Genomic DNA, 14,599 nt, shown 5'->3' with positions numbered 1-14,599 from the left:
TAGAATATATTTACTATAATGCATTTTTTTATAGATAGGAAATATAACATATAATCAAATATAATGATTGTCCAATTACTTTAATAGCACCTACAAAGTTAATGCTTTGTTTGTAGTCATAACATATTATCGGTTTATATCTTGAGTTACCTTTCTTCCAGTGTAAAACTTCATTTGTTCATCACCTTTATGTTCCTTTGCGGTCATGGTAATTGGTTTCAATTTAAGTACAACAGTTTTACTACCTAAAGAAGATAGATATTTATCGACATGTGCTTTCAATAAAGGTACTTTATAATAATTCGGGACATATTTATCAAGCATTTCTTGCATAGCTGCTGTTGCTTCATTTAAATCCGTTACAATCTCGATTTTTCCATTTGCGATAATACTCATATAAGCTGTATCTGTATTCGCTGGAATCGGATCTGCGATTGTTCCATAAATTTCACTTATTGTAAGGCATGCATTAGCATTATTATTTAAAATGTTAATTTTTCTTCCTTCATTTGCACCATGAATATAAAAGTTTCCATCCTTAAAGACAAAATTTAAAGGAATTACATATGGCATGTTGTTATCCACTAACCCAAGAAAAACTGTTTGAGCTCCTCGTAAAAATTGATTGATTTGCCCCTCGTCTGTACATGTTCTATTCACCATACGAATTTTAGTTTCCATCCTAATCACTTCTCCCTTTTTTAACGAGTATAAAAACTACTAACTTCTAAAGAGAGTCTATAGCAGGAATGACGTCTAAAAAAGGGACAGTTTGAAGAAAAGGAATGGGTACAACGTTAAATTTTCATACTTTTGATTGGAACTTCACTATTTGAAACTGTTGTCTTTGTTTACTTTTTGTTCCTATTACTTAGGATGATTTGCCTCTTCACTGTTCTCGATAAAATAATTTAAGCTGTGCGACAATCATAATGCTAATTACGACAAGTAAAAACCAAGAGCTAATTTTTCCAAAATGCACAATTGTCCAAGCTACCTCTTGGTTAGGATATGACCATGCACCAAAGTATGTTGCAATATTCTCTGCAATCCAAATGAAAAATCCAATTAAAAGGAATGATACAACAATAGGCATTTTATAGTGATTGTGCCGTACTGTGAATTGGACAACGGTCCGATAAAACACAACAAAAAGTGCAGCCATTAACAGCCATCTCACGTCATATATAAAATGGTGTGTGAAGAAATTTAAGTAAATCATAACTCCTAATGGGATAGCCACATAACTTCTTGGCCAATTTATAATTTTCAAATCAAACCTACGCCAAGCTTGGCAAATGTAACTAGCCACACTGGCATACATAAAGCCGCTATATAAGGGCACACCACCAATTTTGGACCACGCATCTTCTGGATAAGACCAAGAATGAAAGTTCACTTTATATAATTCTAGTAAAAGACCAATAATATGAAACAAACAGATTACTTTTATTTCATCTTTAGATTCTAGACCAAATTTATACATCAAGTACTGTGTCACAAGACAAACTATTAGAATAAAATCATATCTTGGAATCCCTGATAAATGAATTATTTTTGACAGCGCAAGCGTCACAAATATGACAACAGGAAATATACAAGACAAGGATTGATGGTACGTAAAGTACGCTAAGTCTTTTAAAAAATTTTTCAACATTTATTCACCTCATGTAACAAAGTACGAGAAAATTAACTAGCGTAAGAATAATCTCTTCTTGTATGAAGAATAAATGATTTATTATCTTATTACAATGTTTTTTTATCGAAAAACGATAAATTATTTCACTTTTTAGTGGAACAATTTTTTGTGTTATACGTCTTTTGTAAACCTAAATAAAACAACAAAAGTAGCCACATCATTGCAGCTACTCTTGTCATTTAAAGAAACATTTTTTGATCTAATTTTAACTGTACTTCCTGTTGGTTTACTTTTATCGCCTTCGTTTTTTTCACTTTTACATAATAAACGATATAACAGCCGATAAAGAATGCGCCTCCACAATATAAAGCTAATCGTTGTGACGGATCAAATGCTAAACTTGCCATAACAATACAATTCGCTGTTAAACCTAAAACTGGAACGATTGGATACAGCGGTGCTTTGAATTTTAAATCTTCCACTTTACCACCTTGACGAACATACGAGCGTCTAAAGGCAATTTGCGATGCTGTAATTGCTATCCAGCCTATTTGAGCACCTAGACCTGCTAGAGATAATAACCAAACAAACACTGTTTTTGCCGCGAATACACTTGATAATAGTGATAAACCAGCGACAGCAAGTGTAATTAATAATGCATTCATCGGAATTCCTCTTTTATTAACTTTCCCTAAAACTGGGCTAGCCATCTTTTCAACAGATAAAGAGAACAACATACGTGTTGCTGCATATAGACCAGAGTTTGCAACCGATAATAGAGCTGTCAAAATTACAAAATTCATAATATCAGCCGCATAAGGTATGCCTATGCTGTCCAGAACAACTACAAATGGACTTTCAACAACACCTGCTTTATCCATTGGAATTATAGCGGCAAGTATTACTACAGATAATACAAAGAAGAAAAGTGTACGCCAAATTGTTTGTTTAATAGATTTAGGAATTGTCTTTTCAGGATTTTCACTCTCCCCAGCAGCAATACCAATTAATTCAGTCCCTTGGAATGAAAAATTTACAGTAATCATTGTAATAAGTAGTGCTGTGACACCATTTGGAAATAGCCCATGCTCATAAAAATGACTAAGGAATGGAGCGTTGGATCCGTCTTTCATATCAATAAGGCCAAACATAGCGGCTCCTCCAACAATTAGGAACATAATGATAGCCAATATTTTTATGCTAGAGAAAACAAATTCTGCTTCACCAAATGCTTTCGCTGATAAACCATTTAATAAAAAGAGCAAGGCACCAAATATTAAACACCACATCCATACTGGTGATTCAGGAAACCATCTTTGCATAAGTTGTCCAGCCCCTAAAAATTCGAGGGCAACCGTTACTGCCCAGCCCAGCCAATACAACCAGCCAACGGCAAAGCCAGTAGCAGGACCAATAAACTTCGTCGTATATGTTTGAAATGAACCAGATACTGGCATAGCAACAGACAATTCACCCAAACAAAGCATCGTTAGATACATCACTAACCCGCCTACTAAATAAGAAAGAATAGCACCAGTTGGCCCTGCTTGATTTATAGTAAAACCTGATCCAAGAAAAAAGCCAGTCCCAATACATCCCCCTAGTGAAATCATAAATAAGTGTCTAGCTTTCATAGTTCTTTTTAATTCATGTTGTTCTGTTGCCATAAAATAACCCCTTACACTATTATCTTGTAAGCACTTTCTTTTTGAAGTGCAAAAAGATAATGATGAGAAATATTAATAGATGTGATTTTTAAAATTAAATCTATTTTGTGAACATTCAATTTTCTGACAAATAAAAGTGCTTAATTAGTCTAGAGCATTCGTTCCTTCTATTGTAAACTACAATTAGGGAGAGCATTTTTCTTAAATTTGGTTGTCGCGACCTCATTTTACTAAAAAGTTCTTCCTTATCAGCTAATTGATTTTCCCCAATCCATTGTTTAAAGTAATGTATCGCCAAATAAAGAGCTAATTAAAGCTACTGCAGCAATAGCTGTTTTATTATATTGATCTAATACTGGGTTTGTCTCTACAAACTCTGCAGAAGTAATAATGTTTGCTTCCGATAGCATTTCCATAGCTAGATGACTTTCACGATAGCTAATACCGCCTGCAACTGGCGTTCCTACACCTGGTGCATCGTTTGGATCAAGACCATCTAAATCTAAAGATAAATGGACACCATCTGTACGTTCCTTTAAATATTCAATCGTTTCTGACATTACTGTCGTCATACCTAAGCGATCGATTTCATGCATTGTATAAACTTTAATGCCAATTTCCTTAATCAGCTTTTTCTCACCTGAATCTAAATCACGAGCTCCAATAATTACTACATTTTCAGGCTTTACTTTTGGAGCATAGCCGCCAATATTGGTAAGTGTAGGATGTCCAAGCCCTAAGCTTACTGCTAATGACATTCCATGGATATTTCCTGATGGAGATGTTTCACCTGTGTTTAAATCACCATGGGCATCATACCAAATAACGCCTAAATTCTCATAATGTTTCGAAACACCTGCTAATGTTCCAATGGCAATACTATGATCTCCTCCTAAAACTAAAGGAAAGCGATTAGAGGAAATGACATGATCTACTTTTTGACCAAGCTTGTCATTAGCATCTGCAACAGTTTTTAAATTTTTTAAGTTTGTTGTTGTTTCTATTGTTTCATCATTTTTAACGAATTCGATATTCAAATCCCCTAAGTCATCAATCGAATAGCCAAGGCCTTCTAGTCTATCTGTCAGTCCTGCATATCGGATAGCACTCGGCCCCATGTCAACCCCTCTTCTAGTTTGACCCAAATCCATAGGCACCCCAATAATTGTAACTTCTTTACGCATAATATTTTCTCCTCTCCAATAATTACTTTCACAGTATAAAGAAAATGAAAAATTGACTCAACTCGACATTATTTTTAATTTTTATACAGTTTAGATTATTAGAAACATAGATTTTCTCTTGCATAAATGAATGCATAAACACAATTACAATGAATAAAGATACTTATTTTGTAAATTTTATATGTATTTTTGTCATAAATTTCAAAAATGAAAGATTAAAACTCTTCATTTTTATTGTTTTTTCAGAAAAATATTGCGTTAATTTTAGGTTTTATATCAATATAATGTAAAAATATTTAAACTATATCCATATTTGTGTAATAATAATAGGTTTCGATATCGATATATTTTAATAATATAATAAAAAAATAAAACCAGAATCTCATTTGACAGTGAGTTCTAGTTTAAAATTTTTGTATGAATAATTTTTCATCTGATTGGATTTCAGCATAAAAGACTTCTTCAATATTATTGATTCCTGCTTTTTTTAATTCGCTTTTTAGCCATTCTCTATTTTTTCCAACTTCTAATAAATTTCTTTTTAATAATTTTCCGTCTGATATTATTTCTATAGGTAAAAACGGTGGGTTTTTAGGTGAAATGTTCATATCTATTTTTTGCGTACCTTGAAATTGAGGTTTCTTTAGAATACTAAGCGTGCCGTTCGGTTCTAGTATCGCAAAATCGATTTCATCAATTGAAAAAACTTGATATTGCCTTATCATCATCGTTAAGTCATCTATATTGACACCCGTCCTTTTCAATGCTTTTCTATCAATTCTGCCGTGTTTTATTACGATTGTAGGTTGACCATCAAGAATCATCCTTATTTTTCCGGATTTCAAACTAATATAGCCAATTATTGTTGTTAGCGAGCACCATATAACCAAGCTCAGTAAATCTTTTGTGTAATCTTTTGTACTAAGAACGATCATGTTAGCGGCAATTGAGCCTATTGTTATGCCTGTTACATAGTTAAAAAACGTAAGTTGACTTAATTGTTTTTTACCTAAAAAACGTGTTAGTGCAAGAAGTACAAAAAAAGTTATGACCGTTTCTATTGCTATTTGTAAGTAGCTTACATCTTTCATGCTCCCACTCCTATCTATACAATAGAATGTGTTATGCATAAAATAAAATACACTAAAACTAGGCACTAATTAGCGATTCTCGTCAAAGTTTTCCAATGACTCCAAAGATTGATTTAATGTCGATTTGCTGATGCCTGTTTCATTTTAAAATATCATGTAATTTAGTAGTAAAAATCCCAATGCCATTACTTGTCGGCATCATGATTATGGTTTGTATCGGTACATTTAATTGGAATTCATTCAAGTATTTAGTGATGGCACCTCCTAGTGATGCAATCGTTATGCTAGTATCGGTTATCATCGTAGTATACACCCTTGATTTATCAAAAGGAGTCATTGCTAAGGTTATTTTAAGTGCAATCTTCTTTGTATATAGAAGGCCCACTATTCTTTGCTGCCACACATAGCTTTGTCCATTACTTTAAAAAATTGAAGACATGAATACTAAAATTACTATAGATTTTAGAAATAGTCGTCTATTGGATGATGATGCTGTAGGTGCCTTGCATAAAGTAAAACATTTGCTACATGCAAAAGGGATTACAGTTGAAATAACGGGACTCAATAGTTCCGGTCAAAAACTAATAGATCGATTACAAAGTATAACTTCTTCTCATTAAAGACCAAGGAATTCCGGCATTCTTACGCGGGATTCCTTTTTCATTCATTCTGGGGATTACATTTCTTTCGCGGGATTACACCTCGCCTTCGCGGGATTCTGCCTCTCGTTCGCGTAATTACTCCTTCCTTCCGCGGGATCCTACCCCTCTTTTGCGGAATTACACCTCTCTTTCGCGGGATTACACCCCTCTTCCGCGGAATTCTACCCCTCTTTCGCGGAATCCTACCTCGCCTTCGCGGAATCCTACCTCTCTTTCGCGGAATCCTACCTCTCTTTCGCGGGATTACACCTCTCTTCCGCGGAATTCTACCCCTCTTCCGCGGAATCCTACCTTCCTTCCGCGGAATCCTACCCCGACTTCGTGGGATTACTCCTCTTCCGCGGAACCCTACCTCGCCTTCGCGGGATTCTGCCTCTCGTTCGCGGAATTACTCCTTCCTTCCGCGGGATCCTACCCCTCTTTCGCGGAATCCTACCTTCCTTCCGCGGAATTACACCTCTCTTTCGCGGGATTACACCTCTCTTCCGCGGAATTCTACCCCTCTTTCGCGGAATCCTACCTTCCTTCCGCGGAATCCTACCTTCATCCGCATATAATTAATTAATTACATTTATCTCATTTTTAACAGAAATTGGTGTATGATTTAGTTATAATTTATAATCTATCTATTAATCTGATAAAACCGGGGGATGTCGTATGAAAAACAGGAAAAGCTGGTTTCGAATGTGGAAAATACTTTCCTTTGCGTTTTCCATGTTTCTTCAAGTTTATTGGTATCGTTTTCGAAAAAAATCAGATACACAATGGGAATTGTTATGGGAGAAGCTTGGTCGACAATTTCGCCAAACTTTATTTGAGCTCGAAGGCGTGTTAATTAAGGTCGGGCAACTTTTAAGTATTCGCGAGGATTTACTGCCGAAAAGTTTTATTAGTCAAATACAGGATCTAGTTGATCAAGTACCTGCCTCTCCTTGGGAGGACATTCAACGTGTATTGGAAAAAGAATGGGGAAAACCTATAGATAATGTGCTTCTTTCTATTGAAACAAAGGCTGTGGCCTCAGCCTCTATTGGAGAGGTTTATCGCGGAAAGCTAAAAGACGGCACAAATGTTGCAATCAAAGTACAACGTCCATCCATCCCATCAATTATGCGAACTGATTTTCGTTCATTAGCAATAATTATTTGGTTTGCACAATATTTTGCACCTATTCCTAAGGAGTTTATCAATTTTAAAATGCTCTTTAATGAACTCAAATCTGTTATAGGTCGCGAATTGGATTTCAAAAAAGAGTTAGCTACAATGAAGCATTTCAGAGAACGCTTTGAATCCATTCAACAGCTTACGATTCCTACTGCTTATCCCGATATTAGCACTTCTCAAGTATTAGTAATGGATTGGATAGATGGTGCTAGAATAACGGATAGTGTATTTTTATCAACAAATCAAATTGATAAAGAAGCTTTATCAAAGCAATTAATGCACGTTTTTTTGCCTCAATGGTTAGAGGCAGGCATTTTTCATGCAGATCCTCATGCTGGAAATGTTTTAGTTAAGTCTGATGGTACGATTGTACTTCTGGATTTTGGTATGGTCGGCGAAATTTCAAGAAAGGACGCAGCTAATTTTCAAAATTTAATGCAGGCCATTTTTTTGAAAAATTATGCGCAGGCGGCAGAAACATTAAAAAATTTGGGTTTTTTACTACCAGGCGCAGATTTAAAAATTATTGAAAATCTACTTAAGGAAGTACTACTACTGGATCTAAATAAGATAAAAGAAATGGACTTATTTGCCGTCAAAAAAGAAATGAACGACATAATCAAACTGCTGCCTATACAAGTACCGACTCGATTTATTTTTTTAGGACGCTCATTTGTGACAATTGAAGGCATGCTGCTAACTATTAATCCAGAGAAAGAAATTTTAGATATTATTAAACCTGTATTTTCTGATTGGGTAAAACAAGGAAGCTCAAATAATTGGAAATCCATTTTACAATGGCTTAATGCGTTACCAATATTTAAAATTTTTCATTCTTTGCAAGATCTCGTGGAAACGCCCCAGCGTATATTAATCCAAAAGGAATCTTTGCAACACAGGGATTTTGTCTTTTCCATCTATGAAAATCAAAAAAGGCAAATTTTCATATTAGCTGTTTTAGCATTAGTCGGTATTTTAACTGGAAAGTATTTACATTTCTCAATAATGTATAAAGCATCCACGGTGTTATTGTCACTCTCCATTCTCTTATATATTGTGAGTAGTTGGAAGCAACGAAAATGGTTAAAACGTATGTATAACAAAACATTGTAAAAAACAGCGCCCGTTCGCATTGCATTAGTATTGCCTCCTAAGGTTTAGGAGGCTTATTTTAATTCTGTACGCCACGCATTTCTCGACTTTCCCTCTCTATCAATAGTTCTATATTCTTTTACTATTTCATAAATTGACTAAAATACAGAATAAGGAGAACTGTGAATATGCATGTTGTTCATTTTTATGAAAATAAGTCCTCGATTTTAAATCAGTTATTAATTCGTATTCCCAATGTGGACGAAAACATTCAACTAAAAGGGCGTAAAGCTAAAGTAATCGAGGTTATTCAAATCGATGAGCGCCAGTATCATGTAAATGTATTGTTTGAAAAAATTCCGAAAAAGCAAACTTTAACAAAAGATTTAGGGAAGAAAAAAAGATAGTTTCTTCCCTATTTCCATGTGTGAACAAGTTTATCAACAAATAAAAGGGGTAAATTATTTTATCTATACCAACCACAGTGCGACTTATTCTCATTCAATGTAATTTATCGAGCAGAAAGATTGACTTTTTAATTGATAACAATTATCATTATCATATAGATTATTTCTTTTCTCTATTTTTGTTTATTTCAGAATCCCCCCTTATTTTTTGAAATAAACATGCATTAAACGGATATTCTTACATCAGACTAAGAATGTCCGTTTTTTCATTACATAAATCGAAGGAGCTGTTCTAAATGGATTATCGTATCGAAAAAGACACTATGGGTGAAATCAAAGTACCTGCCAATAAAATATGGGGTGCGCAAACTCAACGCAGTAAGGAAAATTTCCAAATCGGCACTGAGCAAATGCCTATTGAACTTATTCAAGCAATGGCTATTCTAAAAAAAAGTGCAGCACTTGCGAATAATAAATTAGAAAAACTTTCAGATATTAAAGCCAATGCTATTGTGCAAGCAGCAGATGAAATTTTAAATGGTCAATGGGATGACCAGTTCCCACTTGTTGTATGGCAAACAGGTAGTGGTACACAATCCAATATGAATGTAAACGAAGTTATTGCGCATCGTGCAAATCAAATTTTACAGGATGCAGGCGAATCTGACCGAATTCATCCAAATGATGATGTCAATAAATCACAAAGCTCCAACGATACATTCCCGACGGCGTTGCATATTGCAGCAGTACTAAAAGTAGAAGATTATTTACTGCCTCGCCTTCGCTTATTAAAAGCAACGTTCGATGAAAAAGCTGAGAAGTTTAAAGATATTATTAAAATTGGACGTACCCATTTACAAGATGCTACGCCACTGACATTAGGTCAAGAAATAAGTGGCTGGTCCGCAATGTTGGGCAAATCTGAGCAAATGATTAAACATAATGTAGAATACATGAAGGAGCTTGCAATTGGTGGTACGGCTGTCGGTACTGGTATTAACGCACATCCGGAATTCGGTGACCGTGTAGCCGCTGAAATTAGCGAGCTGACAGGCAAACAATTCACATCTGCAGCAAACAAGTTTCACGCACTCACAAGTCATGACGAAGCTGTCGTGGCACATGGTGCATTAAAAGCACTCGCTGCGGACTTGATGAAAATCGCCAATGACGTTCGTTGGTTAGCAAGTGGTCCCCGTTCTGGTATCGGTGAAATTACCATTCCAGAAAATGAACCCGGCTCATCCATTATGCCAGGTAAAGTGAATCCAACTCAAAGTGAAGCGATGACAATGGTCGTGACGCAAGTCGTTGGCAATGATGCAACGATTGCCTTTGCCGCTTCCCAAGGGAATTTTGAACTTAACGTCTTTAAACCAGTCATCATTTATAATTTCTTACAATCAACTCGCCTACTGGCCGATACGATGAAATCATTCAATGATAACTGTGCTATTGGTATCGAACCAAACATTGAAGTGCTTGATCATAACTTGCAAAATTCCTTAATGCTAGTAACTGCGTTAAATCCTTATATTGGCTATGAAAATGCCGCTAAAATTGCGAAAAAAGCACATAAAGAAGGCACTACATTAAAAGAAGCTGCCATTGCTTCTGGCTTGTTAACAGAAGAACAATTTAATGAATACGTTGACCCAGCTACAATGATTTATCCAAATGCATAATGATATACGTGTAGGGGAAATTAAAGCGAACTGCACATAACAAAAAGCCTTGATATTCCATCAAGGCTTTTTCCTTTGTCTGAAAATCCTAATTAATCCTTTAACGTTATACGCGGAAGTATTTTCCTTTTTTAACTAGTATCGATTCAAACTGGCCATTGGTATTTTTCTTATATACTTTCACATCTTTTGAAAACGTCATTTTTCCTGTTTGTGCTTTGACTATTTCTGCCCATCATACATCACTTTCGCTTGTGATGTTGTTGGATTTACTACGGCTAATACAAATGCCACTGATAACACGATAAAAAATTTTTTCACTTTACTCCTCATACTCATCCTTAACTTACCTATTTATCATTCCAGTCTATGATAGAAAGCACTCATAAAAAGAAAAAGCCACATCAAAGTATGATGTGACTTCTATGTAATTTTAAAAAGAATAAGGGCTGTATAAACACTGTGCTTATCATAAAAAGTATATGTAGAAAACTTAATGTCTATAAAATCTCCTTCTGGTAAATCATATAAAAATCTATTAATCATGTTTTCAAGCGTATCTTTATCTCTCGCCTCAAGTATGTTCGTTCTTAATCGTGCCATTTTTATCACCTCGCTACATTCATCATATATTAAATGGGTAGATTTGCCAATATAATAGATTGAATATTAATGATAGAAAGCTAAGAGCCTGACTACACAAATCTGACTCTTAACTCAACTAAACTATTGATGCAGCTCTAATCGTTTTTGTTTAAGCGAATTCCAAATTTTTATCGATGCTGCGAATACTAAAATTAATGAAATGATTACAAACACTAAACCAACTGTATATTCATGAAGATTACTGCCCATATAACTATATAGTATTCTTAAAGGGGTACTCGCAATAATAACAGTAAAAATGTAAGTTGAATACTTTATCCCTACAGATGCGGACAAAAAACAGATCACATCTGCTGGTGCTATCGGACATATAACGCCTATTGCTAAAAGTTTGTAATTGTACGTTTCTAATAAATTATTCAAGTCGGGGTACCTATTATCTAAATATTTAGTTAGCCTATTTCCAGCAAAACTTTTTGAAAGTATATAGACGAACGTTTCACTCAATACAATGCCTACAGTTGATAACATAAAAGCCTCAATGGGCTGGAAACAAACTCCCCCCAAAATCAATAGCGTTGTACCTGGAATAAGAAATATCAGTCTAATTATCCAAAGGCCAATAAACAATAAATATGCATAATTTTTATTGTCCGAAACAAAATCATTTAGTGTATTCAAATCAAGTGGCAGTAACTGAAAATGCTTTAATATATAAATGAATACGAACCAAATAACAATTATGATTAGTTTCTTTGTCATTTCTACACTCTCCTCAACACTTTCAATAAACACATAATAGGAATTGAATATTAAGAAATACGCGTTGAAATCATTAAGGATTCTTAAGAAGAGCAATATATACATATGTCAATGTATGATAAATAAGGTTACACAGTGATTATTAAAAGTCGGGACTAAAAAAGAGATGTATCAGCGTGCACATCCCAGCTACTTCATTAAATTATTGTTCCTCAATAGGGAGCATAACAATAAACGTTATCCAGCTATCCTTGTATACCGCGCGTAAATCCCCTTGATGAAGTTCAATGATTCTTTTAGAAATAGACAATCCAAGACCAGTACCTTTTGCGTCCATTCTTGCTTTATCCCCTGTAAAAAACCGTTCAAACATTTTATTGACATCATCCATCGGGGGAGATTCCATTCTGTTTGATACTTTTAAAACAGCTGTGTTACTTTCAGCCTCAAACGAAATAAAGATATCAGAAGGCTTTTGGCTGTATTTTATTGCATTTATAAAAAGGTTTTCATACACCCGAACGATTTTTTCAATATCAATTAAAACAGGTATGTCTTCCTCAGTTATTGAAATTTGAACATTCAATTGTTGTTCCTCAAATATCGGAATATACTCACCAACGATTTGTTGCAGTAAGCTCGCCATGTCAACATTAGACAAATTTAACATCACATCAGTACCCGATAAACGAGTAAATTCAAATAGTTCATCTATCAAGAGTTTTAATCTTTGCGATTTGGAATAAAGCGTTTCGAAAAATTCCTGTAGTTGTTCTTGATTTTTATATTGTCCATCTTTTATTAAATTCAAATAACCAATAATTGATGTCAAGGGTGTCCGTAAATCATGGGATATATTTGTAATAAGCTCGTTTTTTTCTTTTTCTATTTGTCTTTCATGTATGAATTTATGTTCTAACTCCTTAGACATATAATTGATGTTGTGCGCTAGCTGCGACAATTCGTCCTTACCTTTAATCTCAATTGTTTGCCCTAATTGTCCACTGGCAATATGTTGAACGGTATCGGAAATTAACTTTAAATACATAATTTTTTTCCTCACTAGCATGATAAAAATTAGTACAAAAGTTACGATTGCAACTGAAAACCACCCAAAAAAGGCAACACTTGCTTGAACTACAACGAGATCCTTATTGTTCATAGTCAATCTTATTAATTCAAATATAGGTCTAGATAAAATGCTCATCACTAAAATAGTGCCGAATAAACTGATTACAATCATCACGAGGAGCTGAAAAGAAAGTTTATTACGAAGCTTAAGCGTTGTCATATTTTATATCCTACTCCCCAAATTGTCTTAATGTATATTGGATGTTTTGGGTCCTCCTCTATTTTGTCTCTAATTTTTGTAATGTGTACCATCACCGTATTATCAGATTTAAAAAAGTCATTCTTCCAAACCGCCTCATAGATTTTGGCAACACTTAAGACAATTCCTTTGTTCCGAGCTAGAAGTTCTAAAATATCAAACTCTTTTGGCGTCAATCTAATTTCTTTGCTTTTTACCCAAACCTGACGTGTATCTGTATTGATAGTTAAATCACCTATTTCCAACACGCTCTTTTCAACAGATGAATCTGTATTATACTTTTTATATCTTCTTAATTGAGATTTCACCCTAGCTATTAACTCCAGTGGGTTAAATGGTTTAGATAAATAATCATCAGCCCCAGCAGCGAGACCTTTGATTTTATCCATATCCTCCGATTTTGCAGAGAGCATAATGATAGGCATACTGCGTTCTTCTCTAATCTTCAAACATGCTTCTATACCATCCATTTTCGGCATCATTATATCTAAAAGTATTAAATCAAACTTATTTTTTTCGAGCATCTTTAATGCTTCAACTGCATCTTCTACCTTTTCGGTTTGCATACCTTCGTTTTCTAAATATACCGAAATAAGATTTCTTATCGCTTGATCATCATCGACAATTAGTATTCTTGACATCATCAAGTTCCTCCATATGTTTTTTTGACACCGAACAGCTAAAAACGTAGGCAGGTGGCCAATTTCTATATTCTTTTGTCATTTCTAATTTGGCAAAAAACTGTTGAATAAATGCCTTTTTTAATTTTGTATATTGGAATGTAATAAACATGCCATTATCTTTTATACTTTTTGAAGTGTTTAATAAAATCTCGTAGGATATTTTGCTTGGCAAACTTGAAAAAGGAAGCCCAGAGATAACATAATCGACATATGGAATATTATACTCCTTCAAATATTGTGCAATATTTTCTGCAGATCCATGTTTAATGTGTACGTTATCTATTCCTTTATATCGTTCTTTAAGCAATGAACAAAAGGTTATGTTATTTTCCACTAATAAAATTACTGTATTAAGGTTTCTTTTTTCAAGCAATTTTTCTGTGAACACGCCTGTACCTGGCCCATATTCAACAATATAATTTGCTACATTAAAATCAATTTTTTCAATCATTTTATCACCGAGAAAACTTGAGCTTGGAAGAATGGCTCCAATTGTTTTTGGATTCGCGAAAAATTGAGTTAAGAAAGAAAAGTTTTTCACACTTATTCACCCCATTAGTTTGAATTGATAATGATACTTTAAAATTCAAACCTTAAGAGGATATATCGAAAATTCTTAAGAATCCT

At 34.3% G+C, this 14,599-nt stretch carries 14 protein-coding genes; 3 read left to right on the top strand and 11 right to left on the bottom strand.

The window, feature by feature from the left end; genetic code table 11:
- Positions 1 to 126 precede the first annotated feature (126 nt).
- The 6 genes from ACQKNX_RS04170 to ACQKNX_RS04145 form a co-directional block, all read right to left on the bottom strand.
- On the bottom strand, positions 127 to 681 hold the full coding sequence (locus ACQKNX_RS04170) for a pyridoxamine 5'-phosphate oxidase family protein (RefSeq protein WP_427427710.1): 555 nt from the start codon (positions 679 to 681) through the stop codon (positions 127 to 129).
- Between the two features lie 208 nt (positions 682 to 889).
- Positions 890 to 1,657, bottom strand: a complete 768-nt coding sequence (locus ACQKNX_RS04165) for a DUF817 domain-containing protein (RefSeq protein WP_427427709.1) — start codon at positions 1,655 to 1,657, stop codon at positions 890 to 892.
- 221 nt (positions 1,658 to 1,878) lie between these two features.
- Positions 1,879 to 3,306 carry an amino acid permease gene (locus ACQKNX_RS04160; RefSeq protein WP_427427708.1) on the bottom strand — a complete coding sequence of 476 codons (1,428 nt, stop codon included), beginning with the start codon at positions 3,304 to 3,306 and terminating at the stop codon, positions 1,879 to 1,881.
- Positions 3,307 to 3,584: 278 nt separating this feature from the next.
- Positions 3,585 to 4,490: an arginase gene (rocF, locus tag ACQKNX_RS04155; RefSeq protein WP_427427707.1), complete on the bottom strand. Its 906-nt coding sequence runs from the start codon at positions 4,488 to 4,490 to the stop codon at positions 3,585 to 3,587.
- A 404-nt stretch (positions 4,491 to 4,894) separates the two neighbouring features.
- Positions 4,895 to 5,581: a DUF421 domain-containing protein gene (locus tag ACQKNX_RS04150; protein ID WP_427427706.1), complete on the bottom strand. Its 687-nt coding sequence runs from the start codon at positions 5,579 to 5,581 to the stop codon at positions 4,895 to 4,897.
- Positions 5,582 to 5,720: 139 nt separating this feature from the next.
- Positions 5,721 to 5,882 (bottom strand): hypothetical protein, encoded by a 162-nt coding sequence (locus tag ACQKNX_RS04145; RefSeq protein WP_427427705.1) that lies wholly within the window; start codon positions 5,880 to 5,882, stop codon positions 5,721 to 5,723.
- 1,018 nt (positions 5,883 to 6,900) lie between these two features.
- Between ACQKNX_RS04145 and ACQKNX_RS04140 the strand changes: the two genes are divergently transcribed.
- The 3 genes from ACQKNX_RS04140 to fumC all read left to right on the top strand — a co-directional run bounded on the left by ACQKNX_RS04140 (position 6,901) and on the right by fumC (position 10,591).
- Entirely contained in the window at positions 6,901 to 8,520 is a 1,620-nt protein-coding gene (locus ACQKNX_RS04140) for an ABC1 kinase family protein (protein ID WP_427427704.1), read from the top strand.
- Positions 8,521 to 8,687: 167 nt separating this feature from the next.
- Entirely contained in the window at positions 8,688 to 8,906 is a 219-nt protein-coding gene (locus ACQKNX_RS04135) for a hypothetical protein (RefSeq protein WP_427427703.1), read from the top strand.
- Positions 8,907 to 9,202: 296 nt separating this feature from the next.
- Positions 9,203 to 10,591, top strand: a complete 1,389-nt coding sequence (gene fumC / locus ACQKNX_RS04130; protein ID WP_427427702.1) for a class II fumarate hydratase — start codon at positions 9,203 to 9,205, stop codon at positions 10,589 to 10,591.
- A 423-nt stretch (positions 10,592 to 11,014) separates the two neighbouring features.
- On the opposite strand, the gene ACQKNX_RS04125 is transcribed toward fumC, so the two are convergent.
- The 5 genes from ACQKNX_RS04125 to ACQKNX_RS04105 form a co-directional block, all read right to left on the bottom strand.
- Positions 11,015 to 11,194 (bottom strand): sporulation protein Cse60, encoded by a 180-nt coding sequence (locus ACQKNX_RS04125; protein WP_427427701.1) that lies wholly within the window; start codon positions 11,192 to 11,194, stop codon positions 11,015 to 11,017.
- 123 nt (positions 11,195 to 11,317) lie between these two features.
- Entirely contained in the window at positions 11,318 to 11,959 is a 642-nt protein-coding gene (locus ACQKNX_RS04120) for a TVP38/TMEM64 family protein (protein ID WP_427427700.1), read from the bottom strand.
- Between the two features lie 202 nt (positions 11,960 to 12,161).
- A complete protein-coding gene (locus ACQKNX_RS04115) occupies positions 12,162 to 13,250 on the bottom strand; it encodes a sensor histidine kinase (RefSeq protein ID WP_427427699.1) in 1,089 nt (362 codons plus the stop codon).
- Positions 13,247 to 13,933, bottom strand: a complete 687-nt coding sequence (locus ACQKNX_RS04110) for a response regulator transcription factor (protein WP_427427698.1) — start codon at positions 13,931 to 13,933, stop codon at positions 13,247 to 13,249. The genes ACQKNX_RS04115 and ACQKNX_RS04110 overlap by 4 nt, the downstream gene beginning before the upstream one ends.
- Positions 13,905 to 14,513, bottom strand: a complete 609-nt coding sequence (locus ACQKNX_RS04105; protein WP_427427697.1) for a class I SAM-dependent methyltransferase — start codon at positions 14,511 to 14,513, stop codon at positions 13,905 to 13,907. The genes ACQKNX_RS04110 and ACQKNX_RS04105 overlap by 29 nt, the downstream gene beginning before the upstream one ends.
- Positions 14,514 to 14,599 lie beyond the last annotated feature (86 nt).

Source organism: Lysinibacillus sp. NPDC093712 (genome assembly GCF_050280025.1).
Lineage (GTDB): Bacteria > Bacillota > Bacilli > Bacillales_A > Planococcaceae > Lysinibacillus.
Note: the sequence above shows the minus strand (reverse complement) of the source record. Positions and strands in the feature narration are given on the sequence as shown.

Excerpts from the sequence above, each read along its gene's own strand:
- fumC (WP_427427702.1), top strand. The coding sequence starts at position 9,203 with ATGGATTATCGTATCGAAAAAGACACTATGGGTGAAATCAAAGTACCT.
- ACQKNX_RS04115 (WP_427427699.1), bottom strand. The coding sequence starts at position 13,250 with ATGACAACGCTTAAGCTTCGTAATAAACTTTCTTTTCAGCTCCTCGTG.
- ACQKNX_RS04125 (WP_427427701.1), bottom strand. The coding sequence starts at position 11,194 with ATGGCACGATTAAGAACGAACATACTTGAGGCGAGAGATAAAGATACG.
- ACQKNX_RS04110 (WP_427427698.1), bottom strand. The coding sequence starts at position 13,933 with ATGATGTCAAGAATACTAATTGTCGATGATGATCAAGCGATAAGAAAT.
- ACQKNX_RS04135 (WP_427427703.1), top strand. The coding sequence starts at position 8,688 with ATGCATGTTGTTCATTTTTATGAAAATAAGTCCTCGATTTTAAATCAG.
- rocF (WP_427427707.1), bottom strand. The coding sequence starts at position 4,490 with ATGCGTAAAGAAGTTACAATTATTGGGGTGCCTATGGATTTGGGTCAA.
- ACQKNX_RS04145 (WP_427427705.1), bottom strand. The coding sequence starts at position 5,882 with ATGATAACCGATACTAGCATAACGATTGCATCACTAGGAGGTGCCATC.
- ACQKNX_RS04165 (WP_427427709.1), bottom strand. The coding sequence starts at position 1,657 with ATGTTGAAAAATTTTTTAAAAGACTTAGCGTACTTTACGTACCATCAA.
- ACQKNX_RS04150 (WP_427427706.1), bottom strand. The coding sequence starts at position 5,581 with ATGAAAGATGTAAGCTACTTACAAATAGCAATAGAAACGGTCATAACT.
- ACQKNX_RS04160 (WP_427427708.1), bottom strand. The coding sequence starts at position 3,306 with ATGGCAACAGAACAACATGAATTAAAAAGAACTATGAAAGCTAGACAC.
- ACQKNX_RS04170 (WP_427427710.1), bottom strand. The coding sequence starts at position 681 with ATGGAAACTAAAATTCGTATGGTGAATAGAACATGTACAGACGAGGGG.
- ACQKNX_RS04120 (WP_427427700.1), bottom strand. The coding sequence starts at position 11,959 with ATGACAAAGAAACTAATCATAATTGTTATTTGGTTCGTATTCATTTAT.
- ACQKNX_RS04140 (WP_427427704.1), top strand. The coding sequence starts at position 6,901 with ATGAAAAACAGGAAAAGCTGGTTTCGAATGTGGAAAATACTTTCCTTT.